25 protein-coding genes are annotated in these 21,538 nt (G+C 67.1%); all 25 read left to right on the forward strand.

The window, feature by feature from the left end; genetic code table 11:
* Nucleotides 1–15: 15 nt before the first annotated feature.
* A complete protein-coding gene (locus ITJ66_RS06530) occupies nt 16–984 on the forward strand; it encodes a MoxR family ATPase (RefSeq protein ID WP_191940624.1) in 969 nt (322 codons plus the stop codon).
* Nucleotides 981–2,360, forward strand: coding sequence for a DUF58 domain-containing protein (locus ITJ66_RS06535; RefSeq protein WP_194644102.1), 1,380 nt, complete (start codon nt 981–983; stop codon nt 2,358–2,360). The genes ITJ66_RS06530 and ITJ66_RS06535 overlap by 4 nt, the downstream gene beginning before the upstream one ends.
* Complete coding sequence (locus tag ITJ66_RS20120) at nt 2,357–4,810, forward strand: transglutaminase-like domain-containing protein (RefSeq protein ID WP_194644104.1); 2,454 nt, start codon at nt 2,357–2,359, stop codon at nt 4,808–4,810. The genes ITJ66_RS06535 and ITJ66_RS20120 overlap by 4 nt, the downstream gene beginning before the upstream one ends.
* Before the next feature lie 37 nt (nt 4,811–4,847).
* The gene (locus ITJ66_RS06545) at nt 4,848–5,489 is read left to right on the forward strand and encodes a spermidine/putrescine ABC transporter substrate-binding protein (protein ID WP_137242161.1); all 642 of its coding nucleotides are present in this window, start codon (nt 4,848–4,850) and stop codon (nt 5,487–5,489) included.
* 120 nt (nt 5,490–5,609) lie between these two features.
* Complete coding sequence (locus tag ITJ66_RS06550; RefSeq protein ID WP_137242160.1) at nt 5,610–7,055, forward strand: hypothetical protein; 1,446 nt, start codon at nt 5,610–5,612, stop codon at nt 7,053–7,055.
* 347 nt (nt 7,056–7,402) lie between these two features.
* A complete protein-coding gene (gene rpsL, locus ITJ66_RS06555) occupies nt 7,403–7,777 on the forward strand; it encodes a 30S ribosomal protein S12 (RefSeq protein WP_056008169.1) in 375 nt (124 codons plus the stop codon).
* Nucleotides 7,777–8,247 carry a 30S ribosomal protein S7 gene (rpsG, locus tag ITJ66_RS06560; protein WP_064296707.1) on the forward strand — a complete coding sequence of 157 codons (471 nt, stop codon included), beginning with the start codon at nt 7,777–7,779 and terminating at the stop codon, nt 8,245–8,247. The genes rpsL and rpsG overlap by 1 nt, the downstream gene beginning before the upstream one ends.
* An 87-nt stretch (nt 8,248–8,334) precedes the next feature.
* Nucleotides 8,335–10,449 (forward strand): elongation factor G, encoded by a 2,115-nt coding sequence (fusA, locus tag ITJ66_RS06565; RefSeq protein WP_064296706.1) that lies wholly within the window; start codon nt 8,335–8,337, stop codon nt 10,447–10,449.
* Between the two features lie 141 nt (nt 10,450–10,590).
* The gene (gene tuf / locus ITJ66_RS06570) at nt 10,591–11,781 is read left to right on the forward strand and encodes an elongation factor Tu (RefSeq protein WP_064296705.1); all 1,191 of its coding nucleotides are present in this window, start codon (nt 10,591–10,593) and stop codon (nt 11,779–11,781) included.
* A 170-nt stretch (nt 11,782–11,951) separates the two neighbouring features.
* Nucleotides 11,952–13,772 (forward strand): DUF4012 domain-containing protein, encoded by a 1,821-nt coding sequence (locus tag ITJ66_RS06575; RefSeq protein WP_194644106.1) that lies wholly within the window; start codon nt 11,952–11,954, stop codon nt 13,770–13,772.
* 469 nt (nt 13,773–14,241) lie between these two features.
* A complete protein-coding gene (gene rpsJ / locus ITJ66_RS06580; RefSeq protein WP_005050520.1) occupies nt 14,242–14,550 on the forward strand; it encodes a 30S ribosomal protein S10 in 309 nt (102 codons plus the stop codon).
* A gap of 24 nt (nt 14,551–14,574) precedes the next feature.
* Nucleotides 14,575–15,228, forward strand: coding sequence for a 50S ribosomal protein L3 (gene rplC, locus ITJ66_RS06585; RefSeq protein WP_056008154.1), 654 nt, complete (start codon nt 14,575–14,577; stop codon nt 15,226–15,228).
* Between the two features lie 4 nt (nt 15,229–15,232).
* Nucleotides 15,233–15,898 carry a 50S ribosomal protein L4 gene (gene rplD / locus ITJ66_RS06590; RefSeq protein WP_124768819.1) on the forward strand — a complete coding sequence of 222 codons (666 nt, stop codon included), beginning with the start codon at nt 15,233–15,235 and terminating at the stop codon, nt 15,896–15,898.
* Nucleotides 15,895–16,194 (forward strand): 50S ribosomal protein L23, encoded by a 300-nt coding sequence (gene rplW / locus ITJ66_RS06595; protein WP_056008147.1) that lies wholly within the window; start codon nt 15,895–15,897, stop codon nt 16,192–16,194. Before rplD ends, rplW begins: the two co-directional genes overlap by 4 nt.
* Nucleotides 16,195–16,222: 28 nt before the next feature.
* The gene (gene rplB, locus ITJ66_RS06600; RefSeq protein ID WP_064296701.1) at nt 16,223–17,062 is read left to right on the forward strand and encodes a 50S ribosomal protein L2; all 840 of its coding nucleotides are present in this window, start codon (nt 16,223–16,225) and stop codon (nt 17,060–17,062) included.
* Between the two features lie 12 nt (nt 17,063–17,074).
* Nucleotides 17,075–17,356 carry a 30S ribosomal protein S19 gene (gene rpsS, locus ITJ66_RS06605; protein ID WP_064296700.1) on the forward strand — a complete coding sequence of 94 codons (282 nt, stop codon included), beginning with the start codon at nt 17,075–17,077 and terminating at the stop codon, nt 17,354–17,356.
* A 26-nt stretch (nt 17,357–17,382) separates the two neighbouring features.
* Nucleotides 17,383–17,775 (forward strand): 50S ribosomal protein L22, encoded by a 393-nt coding sequence (rplV, locus tag ITJ66_RS06610; protein ID WP_056008137.1) that lies wholly within the window; start codon nt 17,383–17,385, stop codon nt 17,773–17,775.
* On the forward strand, nt 17,775–18,563 hold the full coding sequence (gene rpsC / locus ITJ66_RS06615) for a 30S ribosomal protein S3 (RefSeq protein ID WP_064296699.1): 789 nt from the start codon (nt 17,775–17,777) through the stop codon (nt 18,561–18,563). The genes rplV and rpsC overlap by 1 nt, the downstream gene beginning before the upstream one ends.
* Nucleotides 18,564–18,565: 2 nt before the next feature.
* Nucleotides 18,566–18,985 (forward strand): 50S ribosomal protein L16, encoded by a 420-nt coding sequence (gene rplP / locus ITJ66_RS06620; protein WP_056008131.1) that lies wholly within the window; start codon nt 18,566–18,568, stop codon nt 18,983–18,985.
* The gene (rpmC, locus tag ITJ66_RS06625; RefSeq protein ID WP_064296697.1) at nt 18,985–19,320 is read left to right on the forward strand and encodes a 50S ribosomal protein L29; all 336 of its coding nucleotides are present in this window, start codon (nt 18,985–18,987) and stop codon (nt 19,318–19,320) included. Before rplP ends, rpmC begins: the two co-directional genes overlap by 1 nt.
* Nucleotides 19,321–19,322: 2 nt before the next feature.
* On the forward strand, nt 19,323–19,643 hold the full coding sequence (gene rpsQ, locus ITJ66_RS06630) for a 30S ribosomal protein S17 (RefSeq protein WP_056008125.1): 321 nt from the start codon (nt 19,323–19,325) through the stop codon (nt 19,641–19,643).
* A 31-nt stretch (nt 19,644–19,674) separates the two neighbouring features.
* Complete coding sequence (gene rplN, locus ITJ66_RS06635; RefSeq protein ID WP_064296696.1) at nt 19,675–20,043, forward strand: 50S ribosomal protein L14; 369 nt, start codon at nt 19,675–19,677, stop codon at nt 20,041–20,043.
* Nucleotides 20,044–20,046: 3 nt separating this feature from the next.
* Nucleotides 20,047–20,406, forward strand: coding sequence for a 50S ribosomal protein L24 (gene rplX / locus ITJ66_RS06640; RefSeq protein ID WP_056008121.1), 360 nt, complete (start codon nt 20,047–20,049; stop codon nt 20,404–20,406).
* The gene (rplE, locus tag ITJ66_RS06645) at nt 20,406–20,990 is read left to right on the forward strand and encodes a 50S ribosomal protein L5 (protein ID WP_056008119.1); all 585 of its coding nucleotides are present in this window, start codon (nt 20,406–20,408) and stop codon (nt 20,988–20,990) included. The genes rplX and rplE overlap by 1 nt, the downstream gene beginning before the upstream one ends.
* Before the next feature lie 145 nt (nt 20,991–21,135).
* Nucleotides 21,136–21,534: a 30S ribosomal protein S8 gene (rpsH, locus tag ITJ66_RS06650; RefSeq protein WP_064296695.1), complete on the forward strand. Its 399-nt coding sequence runs from the start codon at nt 21,136–21,138 to the stop codon at nt 21,532–21,534.
* The last annotated feature ends 4 nt before the right edge of the window (nt 21,535–21,538 follow it).

Here is a 21,538-nt window from a genome sequence, read left to right on the forward strand (position 1 = left end):
GCATCCAACACCTCCATGACTGTCACGCAGGAACAGGCCACCTGGTTCGCCGACGCGTTCGGCAAGCTCGTCGGCAACGTCGAGCAGGCCATCCTCGGCAAGGAGCACGTCATCAAGCTCGTCGTCACGGCCATGCTCTCGGAGGGCCACGTGCTCCTCGAGGACTACCCGGGCACCGGCAAGACCGTGCTCGCGAAGGCCCTCGCGAACACGCTCGACGGCACGAGCTCGCGGATCCAGTTCACGCCCGACCTCCTGCCGTCCGACGTCACCGGTGTGACGATCTACGACCAGGGCAAGGGGATCTTCGAGTTCCACAAGGGGCCGATCTTCGCCTCCATCGTGCTGGCGGACGAGATCAACCGTGCCTCGCCGAAGACGCAGTCGGCACTCCTCGAGGTCATGGAGGAGGGCATCGTCACGATCGACGGCACGAGCTACGAGGCCGGCCAGCCCTTCATGGTCATCGCGACGCAGAACCCGATCGAACAGGCGGGCACCTACAAGCTGCCCGAGGCGCAGCTCGACCGTTTCCTCATCAAGACGACGCTCGGCTACCCCGACCGCCAGACCTCCGTGAACCTGCTGCTCGACGCCTCCAACCGGGCACGCGCGACGAAGGTGCAACCGATCATCGCCTCCAGCGCGGTCGTCACCATGGCGCAGCTCGCGACCGAGGTGCACGTCGACGGCAGCATCCTCGAGTACGTCGCCGACGTCGTCGCGGCGACGCGGGACGACCAGGACGTGGCGCTCGGTGTGAGCATGCGTGGTGCGCTCGCCCTCGTGCGCGCCGTCAAGACCTGGGCGATCTCACAGGGACGCACCTACGTCACCCCCGACGACGTCAACGACCTCGCGCAGGCCGTCCTCGCGCACCGCATCATCATCGACCCCGAGTCCGACTTCGCCGGCGTGACCGCGCAGGACGTCGTCGCCCGGGTCCTCGTCAGCATCGCTCCGCCGGCGTACCGCGCAGCATGAGCGAGACCCTCGAGCAGCGCGCCGCCGCCGCGCCGGACGGACCCGATCCGGTCCGCACGGCGACGGTCGGCGCGCCTGCCGAGGCGGGCGCCGACGGCCCCGATGCGCACGTCGACGGTGCGCAGGCTCCCGCTCGGCGGCCGAACCCGTTCCGCAGCGCGCTCGACGGCATCAGTGCCGTCGTCGTGCCCTGGGCCCGGGTCGTCTGGTCGGCTGCGCAACCCGTGCTCGCTGTGGTCAGCGGCCTCGGCTGGGTCGTCCTGGCGATCGGCGTCATCGCGACCGTCGCCGGCTTCATCCTGGGATGGACGGAACTCGTGTTCCTCGGCTTCGTGCCGTTGGCCGCGTTGCTGGCCTCCGTCGCCTACCTCTTCGGGCGGTCGACCTTCCGTATCTCCATCCACTTGAACCCCACCCGGGTGACCGTCGGCGAGCGCGCGATCGGGCAGGTCCTCATCGCCAACCCCGGCAACCGCGCCACGACGCCCACGCGCCTCGAGGTCCCCGTGGGCTACGGCCTCGCGGAGTTCGCCATTCCGGCGATCCCGAAGGACGGCGAACACGAGGAACTGTTCGCCGTTCCGACGAACCGGCGAGCCGTCATCCCAGCCGGGCCCGCCGTGTCGGTCCGTGGCGACCAGCTCGGCCTGTTGCGCCGCGAGGTGCGCTGGACGGAACCGGTCGAGCTCTTCGTGCATCCCGAGACCACGCGCCTCCACCCGACGGCCGCCGGTCTCATCCGCGACCTCGAGGGCCTCGTCACGAAGACCATCACGAACAACGACATCTCCTTCCATGCGCTCCGCGGGTACGTCCCCGGCGACGACCGCCGCTACATCCACTGGAAGTCCTCCGCGAAGACGGGCCAGCTCATGGTGCGGCAGTTCGAGGAGACGCGGCGGTCGCAGCTCACCATGGTGATGACGACCGACTCGCGCTATTACGCCGACGACGAGGACGAGTTCGAGTTGGCGGTGTCGCTCACCGCGTCGATCGCGACCCAGGTGATCCTCGACCAGGTCCCGATCAGCGTCGTGACCGACCGGCTTGCGCTGCGGACCCACACCGTGACCTCCTTCCTCGACGACAGCTGCCGTCTGCAGCTCGCCGAGGGCACCTTCGACACCCCGCGCACCTTCGCCCGGGAGACCACGAAGCGCCTGCCGGCACCGAGCGTCGTCATCATCGTCGCCGGTTCGCGACTCGAGGCACAGGAGTACCGGGGGATCCAGCGCCTCTTCGGTCCCGATGTCAACGTGTTCGGCATCCGCGTCGAACGCGGTGCACGGGCCGGCATCAAGGACGTCGCCGGGATGAACGTCATGACGGTCGGAGCCTTGAGCGACCTCGCCAAGGTCATGTCGAGGGCGCTGTGAGCGGGGTCGACGAGCGCACGACGGTGCGCCCGCCACGCGCGGCCGCCGGGTCCGCCGCGGACGTCGACGTCCAGGGCATCGTCCCGACCTTCGTCGCGCCGTGGCCGTTGCCCGGCCGCTCCTGGATCGACCTCGTGGTCGTCTTCGTCCTCGCGGCCCTCGGCCTGCTCGGCTTCGGTGCGGCGCTCAGCGGCACCGGGTTCCTCCTCGCCGGTCTCGGTGGCCTCGCGCTCGGCATGGCGGTGGGCGTCGCCTCCCACGCCCTCCGGCTGAACGCGCTCCTGACCGGCCTCTCGACCGTCCTCGTCTTCTACGTCTTCGGCAGTGCCCTGGCGATGCCGTCCGTGGCGACGTTCGCGGTCCTCCCGAACCTGCGGACCCTCGGTGGCATCAGCATCGGCGCCGTGTTCGGGTGGAAGGACTTCGTCACCCTGCAGACCCCGCTGAGCGCGCCCGCGTACATCATGACGCTGCCCTACGTTGCGGGGCTGCTCGTCGGTGTCGTCTCCGCCGTGCTCGCCGTCCGCTGGCTGCCGCGGCGTCCGCAGGTCGCCGTCCGCTGCGCCATCGTGCTCGTCGGCCCGACCGTGCTGTACGCCCTCGGCGTCCTCCTCGGTACGCAGACGCCCTTCCTGGCGGCCGTCCGCGGGATCGCGTTCGCGCTCATCGCCCTCCTCTGGCTCGGGTGGCGGCCGGGTGCCGGTCGTGGCGAGAACGCGGCAGCGTCGACCACCGCCGTCCTCCGTCGCAAGAAGATCATCGGTACGGCGGTCCTCGCCGCGGTCGCGGTCGTCGTCGGCGGCGGCGCGGCCGTCGTCGCCTCGCCACCCGCGGACTCCCGGTTCGTCCTCCGCGAGGTCGTCACCCCGCCGTTCGACCCCCTGGAGTACCCGAGCCCGCTCGCCGGGTTCCGCGAGTACACGAAGGACCTCGCCGAGACGAAGCTCTTCACCGCCACCGGCCTCGAGCCGGGGGATCGGATCCGTCTGGCGGCCATGGACAGCTACGACGGCCGTCTGTGGACCGTCTCCGGGCCCTCCACGGCGACCGACGGTTCCGGTGCCTTCGAGCTCGTCGGCGATCACCTTCCCGGACCGCAGCTCATGACACCGGGCAGCGACCGACGGGTGTCGATCGACATCACCGGCTACGACGACATCTGGGTGCCCAGCGTCGGGTACCCGAGCGCGCTCACCCTCGACGGCAAGGCGGCGGAGCGATCCGAGGACATCCGCTACAACGCCGAGAGTGGCGCGGCCGTCATCACCTCGGGCATCGGCACGGGCGACGACTACGAGGAGCGGACCACCACGCAGGCGGTCCCGAGCGACACGGCCCTCGCGACGACGCCGACCGCAGCGGTCGAGCTGCCGCCCGTCACGAACATCCCGGACATCGTGGTCGCGAAGGCCTCGGAGTTCGTCGGCACCGAGACGACGCCCATGGGGCAGCTGCGCGCGATCGAGCAGACCCTCCGCACCACCGGGTTCCTCAGCCACGGGCTCGCCTCGGACAGCTCTCCGTCACGCGCCGGCCACGGTGCCGACCGGATGTCGGAGCTGTTCACCCGCACACCGATGGTCGGCGACGAGGAGCAGTACGCGTCGGCGTTCGCGCTCATGGCTCGCTTGCTCGGCTACCCCGCGCGAGTCGTCATGGGCTTCGCGCCCGAGGTGACCGAGGGCCAGGGTTCGGTGCAGGTCGTCGGAGACGACGTGACGGCGTGGGTCGAGGTGCCCTTCGAGGGCTACGGCTGGGTGGCGTTCTCACCGACCCCCGACGAGACCGAGATCCCGCAGGACCAGGATCCCAAGCCCAAGACCGAGCCGCAGCCGCAGGTGCGTCAGCCGCCGCGCAGCGACAACCTCGACGACAGCCTCCTCACCGAGGCCTCGATCGACGACGGCGACGACAAGGACAAGAACGACGGACTCGTGATCCCGGAATGGGTGTGGTGGCTCGCGCTGATCGTGGGTGTCCCGGTGTCGCTGTACTTCATCCCGCTCCTCGCCATCTCGGGTGCGAAGCGTCGGCGGACGAAGCGTCGCCGCGCGGGCGGTGGTGATCGCAGTGCCGCCGGTGCGTGGGACGAGCTGATCGACCGCTACGCCGAGCTCGGGTACACGGTGCCCGCGGCCGCCACGCGGTCGACCACGGCATCCGCGCTCGGAGCCCAGGAACCGGAGGGCGCGACCACGCTCACCGCGCTCGCGGGGACGACCGACGACGTCGTCTTCTCCGGTCGTGACGTGGACGATACGACGGCCGACGAGCTGTGGCAGCGGTCGGAGGCCGAGGCGTCACGGGCGCAGGGAGCGCTCGGCTGGTTCGCCCGCCAGCGGAGCCGGTTCCGCTACCGCGCGAAACGCAGTCTCGTGAGTCGGCTGCAGCCGTCCGGTTCGCTCGCCCGGCGAGCAGCACGCGACCAGCGCGCCACCGGAGGTCGCTGAGGCCGATACAGCCGCCGAGGCGCTACCCTCGGTGAGTATGGAGCGCTCGCTCGAGACCAGCGTGAGCCAGGCCGTCGACGCCTGGCTCCGGTGGCTGCCGCGCTGGCACCCCGCCGCCCACCGCGGACGCACCCGGATCTGCCGCCGGTGCATCGGCTCCCCGATCCTGCGCGCAGCAGGCCTCGTCGATGACGTCCCGCACCAGGTGCAGCACGGTCTCGCCACCCGGATGAAGGCCCTCGTCGACCACGCGGTGGCGGAATACACCGAGCAGAACCTCCCCGTCCTCCGTGCCGAACTGCGTGCCGCCGACCTGCGCGAGGCGCAGCGCTCCTACCGTCCGGGGGAGGGGCTCGACCCGGAGTTCGACGGCCTGCAGCTCGACCCCGACCCGGATCCCGAGCAGCCCTACCTCTTCACCCTCGCGGAGCTCGGCGAGTCCCAGGCGAGGACCGTCCCACCACCCCCGCCGTTGTCCGACGACGCGAAGGAGGCGCTGCGCACCGAGATCGCCCTCGCCGACCAGTGCGCGAACGAGACCGGGCGCCGCATCTGCGAACTGCTCGTCGGGCACCGCCTCGCCATCCACGACGCCGTCGAGCGGTACGTCGAACCGCAGGTCACCGCGCTCCTCGACGACCTCGCGCTCGAGCTCGATTCCCCCACCTCGCCCTGGTAGCCGTCGGGGCACACCCGAACGCAGGAGGGGAGATCTCCCCATCGTGCTGTCCGACACCCGTCACTATACTTTCGAGCACTTGTCATCAGCACGATCCATGCTCATTGGGGGCGCAACACCATGACCGATCCCGGAGATCAGAACCCGCAGCAGCCCCAGTGGCAGCGACCGCCCGCCCAGCCCGACCCGCAGCAGGGATGGCAGGGTAACGGCCCACAGCAGTCGGGCTCAGGCCAGCAGCAGACGGGTCAGTACGGACAGCAGTCGCCGTACGGGCAGTCGCCGACCCAGCCGTCAGGGCAGTACGGGCAGCAGTCCGGCCAGTACGGTGAGCAGTCGTCCGGCCAGCACAGCCAGCAGACGAGTCAGTACGGCCAGCAGACCGGTCAGTACAGCCAGCAGACCGGTCAATACGGTCAGACGGCGCAGTACGGCCAGCAGCCGACCGAGCAGTTCGGTCAGCAGGGCACCGGTCAGTACGGCCAGCAGCCCACCGAGCAGTACGGCCAGGCGCCGTACGCGCAGGGCGGCTACGGCGGCGGCCAGCAGCCGCCCAAGAAGAAGCTCTCGAAGAAGGGGCTCACCGGCATCATCGCCGGCGGAAGCGCCCTCCTCCTCATCATCGTCGGTGGCATCGTCGGGGTCAGCGTCGGTAACGCCCTCCACGCCCCGGAGGTGACGGTCAAGAGCTACCTCGACGCCCTCAAGTCGGGCGACGCCGAACAGGCGCTCAAGCTCTCCGGTACCGAGGTGTCGGCGGCCGACGTGCTGCTGACCGACGACGCGTACAAGGCGGCGTCCGGCAAGGTCTCCGGTTACACGATCGGGAAGACGACGACCAGCGGGAACACCGCGACCGTCGAGGCCCGTCTCACCCAGGGTGGCGAGAGCGTCGACCAGGAGTTCACGCTCACCAAGGTCGGCAAGGACGCCGTGCTCTTCGACAAGTGGAAGCTCGAGGCTCCCGAACTCAGCACGGTCCAGGTCGACGTGGTCGCCCCTGAGGACGCGGTCGCGACGGTCGGCGGCGTCGACCTCACCGACGTCGAACCGATCGCCGAGGGTTCGTACCAGCTGCGTGCCCTCCCTGGCACCTACGACGTCGCCCTCAGTGAGAGCGACTGGTACACCGCCGAGGCGACGACCACGACGGCCGTGGGCTTCGGTCAGGCCGCGGAACCCGCGACGCTCGCCGTCGCCCTCACCGACGCCGGGACGACCGCCGTCGAGGAGGCCGTCAACGCGTACATCGACGGCTGCGGTGCGGCGACGGAGCTCGCCCCGGAGGGGTGCCCCTTCGAGATCCGCAACGACACCGGCTTCACCCCCTCCGGCGTGACCTGGAAGTTCGACACGCGCCCGACCTTCACGATCGGCGACTTCGCGGGCGGCGGCTGGACCGTCGACTCCGAGACCGTCGGACGCATGTCGATGACCTGCACGCTGACCGACCCGGCCACCGGCCAGACCGGCCCGGGCTACAGCATCAACCCGGTCGACTTCGTCGTCGGTGGCACGATCGAGGGCTTCACCGACGAGGGCGCGACCTTCGTCCCGTCCCCGTAGACGCCGAGCTGTACGGCCCCTGGGAGCGATGCTCCCGGGGGCCGTCGTCGTTTGACCACAGCCTGTCGGCGGGCTAGTCTTGGTTGGGTGTGCGCGCTGTCGTGCGCTCTCGTGCTGTCCACGTTCTCCGGAGCCTGGCTCGGGGGAGTGGACAGCAGTCTTGCACCATCGGGTTGATCCCCGCCGGGCTGGTCCCGGTTGCCGATCGCCCCCACGGCATACCCACCACGAAAGCGACGCGCACTCGCGCGGCGCCGGTGGGTCCATACGACCTCGTGATCCGGGAGACCGGTCCACGAATGCTGCAGTACCACTGTCACCGTGCAGTCATCATCAAGGAGCAAGTAGTGCCAACCATTCAGCAGTTGGTTCGGAAGGGCCGCAGCCCCAAGGTCGTCAAGACCAAGGCGCCCGCCCTGAAGAGCAACCCCCAGCAGGCCGGCGTGTGCACCCGCGTGTACACCACCACCCCGAAGAAGCCGAACTCGGCGATGCGCAAGGTCGCCCGCGTGAAGCTGCGCAACGGCACCGAGGTCACCGCGTACATCCCCGGTGAGGGCCACAACCTCCAGGAGCACTCGCTGGTCCTGGTCCGTGGTGGTCGTGTGAAGGACCTCCCGGGTGTCCGTTACAAGATCGTCCGTGGCGCCCTCGACACGCAGGCCGTCAAGAACCGCAAGCAGGCTCGCAGCCGCTACGGCGCGAAGATGGAGAAGAAGTAATGCCTCGCAAGGGTCCAGCTCCGAAGCGTCCCGTCGTCGCCGATCCCGTCTACGGCGCCCCCATCGTCAGCCAGCTCGTCAACAAGATCCTGCTGGACGGCAAGAAGGGCCTCGCTGAGCGCATCGTCTACGACGCACTCGAAGGCGTCACCGCCAAGAACCAGGGCGACGCCGTCGTCACGCTCAAGAAGGCGCTCGACAACGTCCGCCCGACCCTCGAGGTGCGTTCGCGCCGCGTCGGTGGTTCCACCTACCAGGTGCCGGTCGAGGTCAAGCCTCACCGCGCCAACACCCTCGCCCTGCGCTGGCTCGTGAGCTACGCGAAGGGCCGCCGCGAGAAGACGATGACCGAGCGTCTCCAGAACGAGATCCTCGACGCATCGAACGGTCTCGGTGCAGCCGTCAAGCGTCGTGAAGACACGCACAAGATGGCCGAGTCGAACAAGGCGTTCGCGCACTACCGCTGGTAGTCGCCGCCCGATGCGAGGGCGGGCGATCCGCCCGCCCTCGCGTCACCGAGTGAATCAGCTCACCCCTACCTATCCCCGGAGGACCCCGTGGCACAAGACGTGCTCACCGACCTGAACAAGGTCCGCAACATCGGCATCATGGCCCACATCGATGCCGGCAAGACCACCACCACCGAGCGCATCCTGTTCTACACGGGCGTCAACCACAAGATCGGCGAGACCCACGACGGTGCGTCGACGATGGACTGGATGGCGCAGGAGCAGGAGCGCGGCATCACCATCACGTCCGCCGCGACGACCTGCTTCTGGAACAAGAACCAGATCAACATCATCGACACCCCCGGCCACGTCGACTTCACGGTCGAGGTCGAGCGTTCGCTCCGCGTCCTCGACGGCGCGGTCGCGGTGTTCGACGGCAAGGAGGGCGTCGAGCCCCAGTCCGAGACCGTCTGGCGTCAGGCCGACAAGTACGACGTGCCGCGCATCTGCTTCGTCAACAAGATGGACAAGCTCGGCGCCGACTTCTACTTCACCGTCGACACGATCATCAGCCGCCTCGGCGCGAAGCCGCTGGTCATCCAGCTGCCGATCGGTGCCGAGTCCAACTTCGAGGGCGTCGTCGACCTCGTCGAGATGCGTGCGCTCACCTGGCGCGGAGACGCCAAGGGTGACGTCGAGATGGGCGCCAAGTACGCCATCGAGGAGATCCCGGAAGACCTCAAGGAGAAGGCGGCCGAGTACCGCACCGCGCTCCTCGAGGCCGTCGCCGAGACCGACGACGCACTCATGGAGAAGTACTTCGGTGGCGAAGAGCTGACCGTCGCGGAGATCAAGGCCGCGATCCGTCACCTCACCATCACGAGCACCATGTACCCGGTCCTCTGTGGCTCCGCGTTCAAGAACCGCGGCGTCCAGCCGATGCTCGACGCCGTCATCGACTACCTCCCCTCCCCGCTCGACGTCCCGGCCATCGAGGCCCACGACGCGCGCGACGAGGAGAAGGTCGTGGAGCGTCACCCCGACTCGACCGAGCCCTTCACCGCGCTCGCGTTCAAGGTCGCGGTGCACCCGTTCTTCGGTCGCCTGACGTACGTCCGCGTCTACTCGGGTCGTCTCGACTCCGGTGCGCAGATCATCAACTCGACCAAGGGCAAGAAGGAGCGCATCGGGAAGATCTTCCAGATGCACGCCAACAAGGAGAACCCGGTCGACTTCGTCACCGCCGGTCACATCTACGCGGTCATCGGCCTGAAGGACACCACCACCGGTGACACCCTGTCCGACCCGCAGCACCAGGTCGTCCTCGAGTCGATGAGCTTCCCGGAGCCCGTCATCGAGGTCGCGATCGAGCCGAAGACCAAGGCCGACCAGGAGAAGCTGGGCACCGCGATCCAGAAGCTGGCCGAAGAGGACCCGACGTTCCGCACCGAGCAGAACACCGAGACCGGCCAGACGGTCATCAAGGGCATGGGCGAGCTCCACCTCGACATCCTCGTCGACCGCATGAAGCGCGAGTTCAACGTCGAGGCCAACGTCGGCAAGCCGCAGGTCGCGTACCGCGAGACCATCAAGCGCAAGGTCGAGAAGTACGGCTACACGCACAAGAAGCAGACCGGTGGTTCGGGTCAGTTCGCGAAGATCCAGTTCGATCTGGAGCCGATGGACGTCACTCCGGAGACGACCTACGAGTTCGTGAACGCCGTGACCGGTGGTCGCATCCCGCGCGAGTACATCCCGTCGATCGACGCCGGTTTCCAGGACGCCCTGCAGGTCGGTGGCCTCGCCGGCTACCCGGTCGTGGGTGTCAAGGCGATCATCACCGATGGTGCGGCGCACGACGTCGACTCCTCGGAGATGGCGTTCAAGATCGCCGGCTCGATGGGTCTCAAGGAGGCCTACTCGCGTGCCAACCCCGTCCTCCTCGAGCCGCTCATGGCGGTCGAGGTGCGTACTCCTGAGGAGTACATGGGCGACGTCATCGGAGACCTCAACTCGCGCCGTGGACAGATCCAGTCCATGGACGACGCCACCGGCGTCAAGGTCATCCGTGCCAACGTGCCGCTCTCCGAGATGTTCGGCTACATCGGCGACCTCCGGTCGAAGACCTCTGGTCGTGCCGTGTACTCGATGACGTTCGAGAGCTACGCGGAGGTCCCGAAGGCTGTCGCCGACGAGATCATCCAGAAGAACAAGGGCGAGTAGTCACTCACTCTCTCTTCACCGCGGTCCGGCCGGGTGTGCGAACACCCGGGCGGATCGCGTAACATGAATACACATCCCTGCAGTGCGTCGGGCATCGAATGGTGCCCGGCGTCCCGCACAACGTCCTGAGGAGGACTCACAGTGGCAAAGGCCAAGTTCGAGCGGACCAAGCCGCACGTCAACATCGGTACGATCGGTCACGTCGACCACGGCAAGACCACGCTCACCGCGGCGATCTCGAAGGTCCTGGCGGACAAGTTCCCGTCCGCGACCAACGTGCAGCGCGACTTCGCGTCGATCGACTCCGCGCCGGAAGAGCGTCAGCGTGGTATCACGATCAACATCTCGCACGTCGAGTACGAGACCCCGAAGCGCCACTACGCGCACGTCGACGCCCCCGGTCACGCTGACTACATCAAGAACATGATCACCGGTGCTGCGCAGATGGACGGCGCGATCCTGGTCGTCGCCGCCACTGACGGCCCGATGGCTCAGACGCGTGAGCACGTGCTGCTCGCCAAGCAGGTCGGCGTCCCCTACCTGCTCGTCGCGCTGAACAAGTCCGACATGGTCGACGACGAGGAGATCCTGGAGCTCGTCGAGCTCGAGGTCTCCGAGCTGCTCGCCTCGCAGGGCTTCGCTGAGGACGCACCGGTCGTCCGCGTCTCGGGCCTCAAGGCGCTCGAGGGCGACGAGAAGTGGGTGCAGAGCATCCTCGACCTCATGGACGCCGTGGACGCCAACGTCCCCGACCCCGTGCGCGACAAGGACAAGCCCTTCCTCATGCCGATCGAGGACGTCTTCACGATCACCGGTCGTGGAACCGTCGTCACGGGCCGCGCCGAGCGTGGCACGCTCGCGATCAACTCCGAGGTCGAGATCGTCGGCATCCGCCCGACGCAGAAGACGATCGTCACGGGTATCGAGATGTTCCACAAGCAGCTCGACGAGGCATGGGCCGGCGAGAACTGTGGTCTCCTGCTCCGTGGCACGAAGCGTGAAGACGTCGAGCGCGGCCAGGTCGTCGTGAAGCCGGGTTCGGTCACGCCGCACACGAACTTCGAGGGCACCGCGTACATCCTGTCCAAGGATGAGGGTGGGCGTCACAACCCGTTCTACGCGAACTACCGTCCGCAGTTCTACTTCCGCACCACCGACGTCACCGGCGTCATCACGCTGCCCGAGGGCACCGAGATGGTCATGCCCGGCGACACCACCGACATGACCGTTGAGCTGATCCAGCCCATCGCCATGGAGGTCGGCCTCGGCTACGCCATCCGTGAGGGTGGCCGCACCGTCGGCGCCGGCACCGTCACCAAGGTGCTCGCGTAAGCATCCGCTGACGCGAACCCCTGATCGACCGCAGGGTCGACACGGTTCCACACGAAGGGCCCGGAGCATTTCGCTCCGGGCCCTTCGTCGTGCGTGCCGTCGGACGGTCGGGACCCCGGCGGCTCATATGTAAGATATCGGGCGACCCATTCTGCATCGAGCCGCCCGAGGTGATCGTGTTCCGTTCGTCCATCCGTCCGCGTCGCCTGTCGCGCCCACGTGTCCTGATCCCGAGCATCGTCGCCCTGTCCGTCCTGCTCGGCATCGCTGGAGCCACCGTGTCGGCGGCGGTGGAGGCCATGTCCGTCCGGGAGGAACTCACGTCGGTCCTGCCTGAGCTCGAGGCGATCCGTGCGGGCGTCGTCGGTGACGGCGCCGACGCGATCGATCCTGCCGTCGTGCAGCGCGCCGGTGACGCGGTCGAGCGGGCCCTGACGTCGACCCGGCGGCCTGACTGGTGGCTCGCCGAACGCGTGCCCGTCTCCGGGGCGAACTTCGTCGCGGTGCGCACGGCCGTCGAGGCGGCCCATGTGGTCGTCGACGAGGTCGTCGAGCCGGTCCTCGCCCTGTCCGTCGACGGACTCGCGGTCGACGGGCGACTGGACACGGAGCGGGTGGGGCGGTTGGCGCGCACCTCGGCGCGCGCGCTCGAGCGACTCGAGGAGCAGGTCGCGCGCCTCGACCGCCTCGACCGGTCGGTGCTCCTGCCGCAGGTGGCGTCGGCGTTGGTCGGACTCGACGGACCGCTGCGCGAGGCCTCATCGCTCGCCTCGCGGCTCGCACCGGTGCTGCGAGCGCTGCCCGGGTTCCTGGGGGAGGAGGGGCCGCGAGACGTGGTCGTCCTGTTCCAGAACTCGGCGGAGAGCCGAGCCCTCGGCGGCATCGCGGGAGCTTCGGCGCTCGTACACGTCGAGGAGGGCGCGCTGAGCGTGACCAGGACCCTCGGCGGCGCGGACTTCGTGTCGCACGCCGATCCGGTGGTGCCCCTCCCGGCCGATGCCGACGCGCTCTACCGGACCGAGGGCTACGCTGCCGCAGGCACCTCCATCCATGAGGTGACGGCGCGGCCGGACTTCCCGTACGGTGCGCAGGTGGCTTCGCGGCTGTGGCAGGAGAGTCAGGGCGTCACGCCCGACCTGGTGCTCGCCGTGGACCCGGTCGCGCTTTCCCATCTGCTGCGAGCGACCGGCCCCGTCGTGCTGGACGACGGTACGGAGCTGTCGAGCGAGACGGTGGTCGACGAGCTCCTGAACGGCGTGTACCGAGACCACCCGGGTCTCAGCGACGAGGCGAACCGGGCGCAGGACGCGACCTTCACCGCCGTCGTGCAGGCGCTCACCTCGCAGCTGCAGGCGGGCTCCATGGTGGTGCCCCGTGCGATCGACGGCTGGGTGCAGGCGGTCGACGAGCGGCGTCTGCTCGCCTGGAGTCCCGACCGCGTCGAGGAGCGGGCGTTGGTGCTCGCCGGGGTCGGCGGCGCCCTGCCCGAGCGTTCGTCTCGTTCGGTGCCGTTCGGGCTGTACCTCTCGGACGCGGTCGGGTCCAAACTCGAGTACTACCTCCGACAGCGGGTCCGTGTCCGTGCGGCGTCGTGCGACGTCGACGGGACCCGCACGGTGATGGTCACGTCCGAGCTCTCCAACACGATCGACACGGAGCCGGAGCTCGACACGGAGGCGTTCGACTACATCGCGGGGTTCCACGAGCGTGAGGGGCTCCCGCGTGGGTGGATGCGCTTGCGGGTCATGGCCTACGCGCCCGACGGTGCCGACATCCGCTCGGTTCGCGTTGACGGCGCCGAGGCCCCGTACACGGCCGGATCGGACGACGGACGCCCCGTGGCCTACGTGGTGGTGACGATCGCGCCGGGCGCGACGGTGACACTCGACGTCGATGCGGACGTGTCCGGCGCGACGGTCGACGCGGTGCGGTTCCTGGGCACCCCGGGGGTGCGTCCGGTCGAGGTCGACAACGTCGTCGAGCCCTGCTGAGCAGCGGCGCCTCGGTGCTCACGACGCCCGAGACTGAGCGGATCCTGACCATCCGACGCCCGCGACACGCCCGGGTTGCACGCATGGTGGATCCGTGGCAAACTAGTCCAGTTCAGTACTTCGGACGAGCGTGCCTGTGCGCGCTCCGGCGGATCACTGCCAGGTAGTGCATAGGAGCTCCCAGACGCGGCAACGCGACAGGGATCGAGCCTAGGCCGCGGGTAGCAGAACACCAATCACTTCATCGCAATCCAGGTCGTAGCAGTGCTACGCCCAGCGCCGACCACGAGTCGGGGTGGAAGCCGGTGGATGACCACGAGGGTCGCAGGACACGAGTGGTCGTTGACAGCAGAACAGTGGTGCGACACCAGTAGTGCCAATGGCGCGGAGCAACCGAACGTTGCAAAGCGCACGATATGCGTCCAATACGGAGCGATCCGCACGACGCGAGACAGAGAGTGAGTCACACATGGCGGGACAGAAGATCCGCATCCGACTGAAGTCGTATGACCATGAGGTCATCGATACTTCGGCGCGCAAGATCGTCGACACGGTCACCCGTGCAGGCGCAACCGTCGTCGGCCCCGTGCCGCTTCCGACGGAGAAGAACGTGGTCTGCGTGATCCGTTCGCCGCACAAGTACAAGGACAGCCGGGAGCACTTCGAAATGCGCACCCACAAGCGTCTGATCGACATCATCGACCCGACCCCGAAGGCCGTCGACTCGCTCATGCGTCTCGACCTGCCGGCGGACGTCAACATCGAGATCAAGCTCTGAGCTCGGTAGAGACGGAAGGAAGACATGTCTAACACGAAGACCAGCAAGGGTCTGCTCGGCACCAAGCTCGGCATGACCCAGGTGTGGGACGAGAACAACAAGCTCGTTCCCGTCACCGTCATCGAGATCACGCCCAACGTGGTCACGCAGGTTCGCACCCCCGAGGTCGACGGCTACGACGCCGTGCAGATCGCGTACGGCCAGATCGATCCCCGCAAGGTCAGCAAGCCTGACGCGGGTCACTTCGACAAGGCCGGCGTGACGCCGCGTCGCCACCTCACCGAGGTCCGCACTGCCGACGCATCCGAGTACTCGCTCGGCCAGGAGCTCACCGTCGACGGTGTCTTCGAGGCCGGCCAGAAGGTCGACGTCGTCGGCACTTCGAAGGGTAAGGGTTTCGCCGGTGTCATGAAGCGTCACAACTTCAAGGGAACGGGCGCATCTCACGGTGCTCACCGCAACCACCGCAAGCCGGGCTCCATCGGCGCCTCCTCGACCCCGAGCCGTGTCTTCAAGGGCATGCGCATGGCCGGTCGTATGGGTGGCGAGCGCGTCACCGTGCTGAACCTCCGGGTTCACGCCATCGACGCCGAGAAGGGCCTGCTGCTCGTCAAGGGTGCCGTTCCCGGCGCTCGTGGCCGCATCGTATTCGTCCGCACCGCAGTGAAGGGAGCGTAGTTCCATGGCTATCGCTACTCTCGACGTGCTCGACACCAAGCTCAAGAAGGCCGGCACCGTCGACCTTCCTGCCGAGGTGTTCGACGTTCAGACCAACATCCCGCTCATCCACCAGGTGGTCGTCGCGCAGCTCGCTGCCGCCCGCCAGGGGACGCACAAGACCAAGCGCCGCGGCGAAGTGTCCGGTGCCGGCCGCAAGCCGTTCAAGCAGAAGGGTACGGGTAACGCTCGTCAGGGCTCCATCCGTGCACCTCAGATGACCGGCGGTGGCATCGTCCACGGTCCAGTGCCCCGCAACTACGCACAGCGCACCCCCAAGAAGATGATCGCCGCGGCTCTCCTCGGCGCCATCTCCGACCGCGCACGCGGCAGCCGCCTGCACGTCGTCGACTCCCTCTCGATCGGTGAGAAGCCGTCGACGAAGGCCGTGTCCGAGTACCTGACGAACGTCGCTTCCTCGAAGCACGTCCTGATCGTCCTCCAGCGCGACGACGAGCTCAGCCTCCGCAGCGTCCGCAACCTGCAGAACGTGCACGTGCTGTCGTACGACCAGCTGAACGCATACGACGTGCTCGTCTCCGACGACATCGTCTTCACCAAGGCCGCCTTCGAGGCATTCGTCGCCAGCAAGACCGGCAACACGGCCGCAACCGAGGAGGTCTCGGCATGACCGCGATCAACAAGGACCCCCGCGACGTCATCTTCGCGCCGGTCGTCTCCGAGAAGAGCTACAGCCTGATCGACGAGGGCAAGTACACCTTCCTCGTCGACCCGCGCTCGAACAAGACCGAGATCAAGCTCGCCATCGAGAAGATCTTCGGTGTCGAGGTCGCTTCGATCAACACCCTCACCCGTCAGGGCAAGACCCGTCGCACCAAGTTCGGCACCGGCAAGCGCAAGGACACCAAGCGCGCCATCGTGTCGCTCAAGTCGGGTTCCATCGACATCTTCACGGCTGTTGGCTAAGACGGCCGGGAACGAAGAGGAATAAGAAATGGCTATTCGTAAGTACAAGCCCACGACTCCTGGTCGTCGCGGTTCGTCTGTCGCGGACTTCGCGGAGATCACCCGCACCACGCCGGAGAAGTCGCTGCTTCGTCCGTTGTCGAAGACCGGTGGTCGCAACAACCAGGGCCGCATCACGACGCGTCACATCGGTGGTGGCCACAAGCGCCAGTACCGTCTGATCGACTTCCGTCGCAACGACAAGGACGGCGTCAACGCCAAGGTCGCTCACATCGAGTACGACCCCAACCGCACCGCGCGTATCGCGCTGCTCCACTTCGTGGACGGCACCAAGCGGTACATCCTCGCTCCGAACAAGCTCAGCCAGGGCGACGTGGTCGAGTCGGGTGCCGGCGCGGACATCAAGCCCGGAAACAACCTGCCGCTGAAGAACATCCCCACCGGTACGGTCATCCACGCGATCGAGCTCCGTCCCGGCGGCGGCGCGAAGATGGCCCGCTCCGCGGGTGCATCGGTGCGTCTCGTCGCGAAGGACGGCCCGTACGCGCAGCTCCGCCTGCCGTCCGGCGAGATCCGCAACGTCGACCTGCGCTGCCGCGCCACCATCGGTGAGGTCGGCAACGCCGAGCAGTCGAACATCAACTGGGGTAAGGCCGGCCGTAAGCGCTGGCTGGGCGTCCGCCCGACCGTCCGTGGTGTCGCGATGAACCCGATCGACCACCCGCACGGTGGTGGTGAGGGCAAGACCTCCGGTGGACGTCACCCGGTCAGCCCGTGGGGCCAGAAGGAAGGCCGCACGCGCCACCCCAACAAGGAAAGCGACAAGCTCATCGTTCGTCGTCGTACCGCCGGCAAGAAGCGTAAGTAGGAGTAAGAGAAGATGCCACGCAGTCTCAAGAAGGGCCCCTTCGTCGACGACCACCTGCTCCGCAAGGTCGTCACGGCGAACGAGGCCAACAACAAGAACGTGATCAAGACCTGGTCGCGTCGATCGATGATCATCCCGGCGATGCTGGGTCACACCATCGCCGTCCACGACGGTCGCAAGCACATCCCGGTGTTCGTCACCGAGACGATGGTCGGGCACAAGCTCGGCGAGTTCGCGCCCACCCGCACCTTCCGTGGACACGTGAAGGACGACAAGAAGGGCCGTCGCCGCTAACGCGGTGACGTGAAGGAGGAAGAGAAATGGTGGAGTCGATCGCCCGCGTGCGACACATCCGCGTCACCCCCCAGAAGGCCCGTCGTGTCGTCGCGCTCATCCGTGGCAAGCAGGCTCAGGAGGCCTTGGCCATCCTGAAGTTCGCACCACAGAGCGCCAGCGAGCCCATCTACAAGCTCGTTGCCTCGGCCATCGCGAACGCTCGCGTCACGGCCGACAAGGACAACGTGTTCCTTGACGAGCAGGACCTGTACATCGCGAAGGCGTACGTCGATGAGGGTGCAACCCTCAAGCGTTTCCGTCCCCGCGCACAGGGCCGCGCGTTCCGCATCCTCAAGCGCACCAGCCACATCACCGTCGAGCTCTCGACGCCTGATGAGACTGCCGGCGCTGCCAAGGCCAAGAAGGTGAGCAAGTAATGGGTCAGAAAGTCAATCCATACGGCTTCCGTCTGGGAATCACGACCGACCACGTGTCGCGTTGGTTCTCCGACAGCACGAAGAAGGGTCAGCGTTACAGCGACTTCGTCGCGGAAGACGTCAAGATCCGCCGTCTGCTGGCGACCTCGCTCGACCGCGCTGGTGTCAGCCGCATCGAGATCGAGCGCACCCGTGACCGCGTCCGCGTCGACATCCACACCGCCCGTCCGGGCATCGTGATCGGTCGCCGTGGCGCCGAGGCCGAGCGCATCCGCGCCGACCTCGAGAAGCTCACGAAGAAGCAGATCCAGCTGAACATCCTCGAGGTCAAGAACCCCGAGGCCGACGCTCAGCTCGTCGCGCAGGGCATCGCCGAGCAGCTCTCCGCACGTGTGGCCTTCCGCCGCGCGATGCGTAAGGGCCTGCAGGGCGCTCAGCGCACGTCCACCGTCAAGGGTGTCCGCATCCAGGTGTCCGGCCGCCTCGGCGGCGCCGAGATGAGCCGTTCCGAGTTCTACCGCGAAGGCCGTGTGCCGCTGCACACGCTCCGCGCGAACATCGACTACGGCTTCTACGAGGCGAAGACCACGTTCGGCCGCATCGGCGTGAAGGTCTGGATCTACAAGGGCGACATCACCAACAAGGAGCTTGCTCGCGAGCAGGCCAACCAGAAGTCGACGCGTCCGGAACGTCGCGACGGTGGCGACCGCCCCCGTCGGAACGCCGGTCCGAGCAGCGCCCCCAAGGCAGCTGCTGAGGCGCCCGCCGCCGCAGGAGTTGAGGCATAACCATGTTGATCCCACGCAAAGTCAAGCACCGGAAGCAGCACCACCCCGGCCGTTCCGGCCAGGCGACCGGTGGCACCAAGGTGTCGTTCGGTGAGTACGGTATCCAGGCCCTGACGCCCGCTTACGTGACCAACCGTCAGATCGAGTCCGCTCGTATCGCCATGACGCGTCACATCAAGCGTGGCGGAAAGGTGTGGATCAACATCTACCCCGACCGTCCGCTGACCAAGAAGCCCGCCGAAACCCGCATGGGTTCCGGTAAGGGTTCGCCCGAGTGGTGGGTCGCGAACGTCAAGCCGGGTCGTGTGCTGTTCGAGGTCGCCGGAGTCGATGAGACCCTGGCCCGCGAGGCGCTGACCCGTGCAATCCACAAGCTGCCCCTCAAGGCACGCATCATCAAGCGCGAGGAGGGCGACGCATAATGGCGATCGGATCCAAGGAGCTCACCCCCGTCGAGCTCGACACCTTTGAAGACCAGCGCCTCATCGAGGAGCTCCGCAAGGCCAAGGAAGAGCTGTTCAACCTGCGCTTCCAGTCGGCCACGGGGCAGCTCGAGAACCACGGCCGCCTGCGCGCCGTGAAGCGCGACATCGCTCGCATCTACACGGTCATCCGTGAGCGCGAGCTCGGCATCCGGGCCACGCCGACCGTCGAGGTCGTCGAGGCCAAGGCCGAGAAGAAGACCAAGAAGGCCAAGGCCGCACCGAAGTCCGAGGACACCGCTGCAGCCGACGCCGAGACCACGAAGGAGGCCTAGACATGGCTACCGCTACTGACAAGGCCCCCGAGGGTCACGAGTCGGCCGAGCACGACGTCAAGGACGCCGCTGCTCGTGGCTACCGCAAGACCCGCCGTGGTCTGGTGACCAGCGACAAGATGGAGAAGACCATCGTCGTCGAGGTCGAGGACCGCGTGAAGCACCCGCTCTACGGCAAGGTCATCCGCCGCACCTCCAAGGTCAAGGCTCACGACGAGGCGAACTCCGCCGGCATCGGCGACCTCGTCCTGATCAGCGAGACCCGCCCCACCAGCGCCACCAAGCGCTGGCGTCTGGTCGAGATTCTCGAGAAGGCCAAGTAGGCCTCGCGGCTTACTGAGAGGAAAGCGAACAATGCTTCAGCAAGAATCACGAGTCAAGGTCGCCGACAACACCGGCGCCAAGGAGCTCCTGACCATTCGCGTGCTCGGTGGCTCCGGCCGCCGCTACGCGGGCCTCGGTGACACCATCGTCGCGACCGTCAAGGACGCGATCCCCGGTGGCAACGTCAAGAAGGGCGACGTCGTCAAGGCGGTCATCGTCCGCACCCGCAAGCAGACCCGTCGTTCCGACGGTTCGTACATCAAGTTCGACGAGAACGCCGCTGTCATCCTGAAGGCTGACGGGGACCCCCGTGGTACCCGCATCTTCGGACCGGTCGGTCGCGAGCTTCGTGACAAGAAGTTCATGAAGATCGTCTCGTTGGCGCCGGAGGTTATCTAAGTCATGGCAAAGATCAAGAAGGGCGACCTGGTTCAGGTCGTCTCCGGCCCGAAGCAGGACCGCGGTGGTTACCGCGGCAAGCAGGGTCGCGTCATCGAGGTCCTGGCGGACAAGAACCGGGTGATCGTGGAGGGCGTCAACTACGTCACGAAGCACTCCCGTGTCGGCCAGACCCAGCGTGGAACGAAGACCGGCGGCATCGAGACCGTCGAGGCTTCGATCCACATCTCCAACGTCGCGCTCGTCGACCCGGAGACCAAGGGCCCGACCAAGGTCGGCCACCGCAACGAGGAAGTCACGAAGGACGGCGTCACCAAGACGGTCCGCGTTCGTTACGCCAAGAAGTCAGGTAAGGACCTGTAATGACCGACACAGAAGTGGCGACTGGCAAAATCCAGCCCCGTCTCAAGCAGAAGTACCGCGCTGAGATCCTTCCGCAGCTGCAGAAGGACTTCGGCTTCACGAACGTGCACCAGGTGCCCGGACTCGTGAAGGTCGTCGTCAACACCGGTGTGGGCGAGGCCGCTCGCGACAGCAAGGTCATCGACGGCGCTGTTTCGGACCTCACCAAGATCACCGGCCAGAAGCCGCAGGTCACCAAGGCACGCAAGTCCATCGCGCAGTTCAAGCTGCGCGAGGGTCAGCCTATCGGCGCTCACGTCACGCTTCGTGGCGACCGCGCTTGGGAGTTCCTCGACCGCCTGCTGAGCCTCGCTCTTCCGCGTATCCGCGACTTCCGCGGTCTCTCGGACAAGCAGTTCGACGGCAACGGCAACTACACCTTCGGTCTCCAGGAGCAGTCCATGTTCCACGAGATCGACCAGGACAAGATCGATCGTGTCCGCGGCTTCGACATCACTGTCGTGACCACGGCCAAGAACGACGACGAGGGTCGCGCGCTGCTCAAGGCGCTCGGCTTCCCGTTCAAGGCGGCTGAGTCCAAGTAGGCTGAGCTTCTGCCCGGTCCTCGGTGTATGTCGAGGACCGGGCTTCCGCCCGTTCGGGGCACTCCTGCCCAGAACGGTTCAACCACCACAGGTCGGCACCCTTGCACAGGATGTCGAAACCTGGTGAACAAAGGAAACACTCGATATGACCATGACAGATCCGGTCGCAGACATGCTGACCAGACTGCGCAATGCGAACTCGGCGCACCACGACACCGTGTCGATGCCGCACTCCAAGCTCAAGGTGAACATCGCCGAGATCCTCAAGTCCGAGGGCTACATCTCCGGCTGGGAGGTCGCTGACGCGGCCGTCGGACAGACGCTCTCGCTGAGCCTCAAGTTCGGCCCGAACCGCGAGCGTTCCATCGCCGGCATCAAGCGCGTCTCGAAGCCCGGCCTCCGCGTCTACGCGAAGTCGAACGAGATCCCCAAGGTCCTCGGCGGCCTCGGCGTCGTCATCCTGTCCACCTCCAGCGGCCTCCTCACGGACCGCCAGGCCGAGAAGAAGGGCGTGGGTGGGGAAGTCCTCGCCTACGTGTGGTAGCCAG

Source organism: Plantibacter sp. VKM Ac-2885 (genome assembly GCF_015351205.1).
Lineage (GTDB): Bacteria > Actinomycetota > Actinomycetes > Actinomycetales > Microbacteriaceae > Plantibacter > Plantibacter auratus.